The 1,591-nt window shown below is 75.4% G+C and carries 1 protein-coding gene; it reads right to left on the bottom strand.

Annotation, left to right across the window (positions count from 1 at the left end):
- Positions 1-1,260, bottom strand: a 1,260-nt coding sequence (locus AB0H32_RS48305) for a hypothetical protein (protein ID WP_361136105.1), incomplete at its 3' end; no start/stop codon positions are given.
- Positions 1,261-1,591 lie beyond the last annotated feature (331 nt).

Raw genomic sequence — 1,591 nt, 5'->3', positions numbered from 1 at the left:
GAACTGACGGAGATCGTCGCCTGGGACCGCGCCGTCCACCAGCACCGTGTCGGTCGCCGGGGACAGCCCCTCGTCGGCGTCCTCCTGCCACCAGGAGGGCCGTGCGGCAGGCGCAGCGGCCGGGACGGGGGCGGCCGGGGTCAGGGACCGGATCGCCCCGTGCAGCCGGGCGAACACCTCCGGGGGCATGCTGTCGACCCGGTCGAGGATCTGCGCGGCACGCGGGTCCGTGGCCCGGGCCTCGGCCTTCTCCTCGTCGGTCAGGAGCATCGTGCGCAGCGTCAGGATCTCGTCGATCTCCGCCGCGTCGTGCAGATCGCCCGGGCTCTCCGGCGCCACCTGCGGACGGTCCGGGAGGATGATCGGGGCGGAGAGCACGACCGGCCCGATCGGGCCCGTGTCCTGCGGTGCGCCGCCGAGCACGGGAAAGGTGAACTCGTTGCGGCAGCCGCGTACCTGGTCCGCGAGGCCGTCCGGCGGATCGATCAGCGAGACGAACTCCACGCCCGCGCCGCCGACGAGCGTGTGCGCCGCGAGCAGCGCGGACCGCAGCGCATCGCCACGGGCGGCCCGGACGTCCGAGGCGAGCGAGGTGTTCTCGGTGCGCACGCGCAGCCGGTACACGTCCTCGGCGACCGGTTCGGCCACGACCGCCGTACGCGCCCGGACCTCCTCGCGCCGCCGCACCACCCGCCCTGCCCCCGCGGGCAGCTGCTCGGTCTCCTCGCCCGCGGGCGCCCCGGCCCCCGCGGAGCACTCGCCCCGCAGCAGATCCGCCAGCGGCCACTGCAGAGCGACCTCGCGGGGGACCGCCTCGTCGAAGGTGAGGTGGGCCGTTCCGTCCTCGGTGCGCAGCGACTCGACCGGGCGGTACCGGCCGTCCGCACCGAGCGCCTGCACCTGCTTGTGCTGCAGCTGCAGACAGCGCACCCGTACGCGCAGGACCGCGTCGGGCCGCCGTACGCGCACCAGGCACTCGGTCTGCTGGTACCAGGAGTCCGCGGAGCCGGAGATGCCCGGCGTGACGGGCCCGTCCGCCTCCACCCAGTCGCGGGGCAGCAGGACCCCGAACTGCCAGCGGACCCGGTTCTTGGCGGAGGACCGGCGGTAGGGGTAGAGGAGGTAGCCCTCGTACAGGACGGCATCGGCGACAGCGCTCACCTGTGCGAAGGCGCCTCCGGACCCGTCGTACGACGGGTCGTCGGCCCCCTCTTCCACGGCCGCGCATGCCACGCCGCTCCCGCCGCCCGTCGCCGTCATCCCGCCTCCTTGTCGCAGGTGCACCGGCCGATTCCTTCCACCAAGGTCACACCTCTCACAGGTCCTCGCCCCTTAGGCGGACCGGTATTGCTCCGGTCAGGGGAGAGAGGGGCCGTGCGTGCCTGTGTGGGGCGGTGGGGGAGCGGGGCGTGTGTGCCTGTGTCGGGCGGTCGGGGCAGCGGGGCGTGTGTGCCTGGGCGGGGGAGTGGGGCGGGGGCGTTTGCGCGGGGCGGCATGGGGGCGGGGTGGCCCCGGCCGCCCGCGCGCGGGCCCCCCACCGGGAGGACGGGCGCCCCCCCTGGAGGCCGCAGCGGGCGAAGTGCAGCACCGC

This window comes from Streptomyces sp. NPDC020362, from assembly GCF_040642095.1.
Classification (GTDB): domain Bacteria; phylum Actinomycetota; class Actinomycetes; order Streptomycetales; family Streptomycetaceae; genus Streptomyces.
The sequence above is the reverse complement of the archived record's forward strand: the minus strand, read 5'-3'. Positions and strand labels throughout refer to the sequence as shown.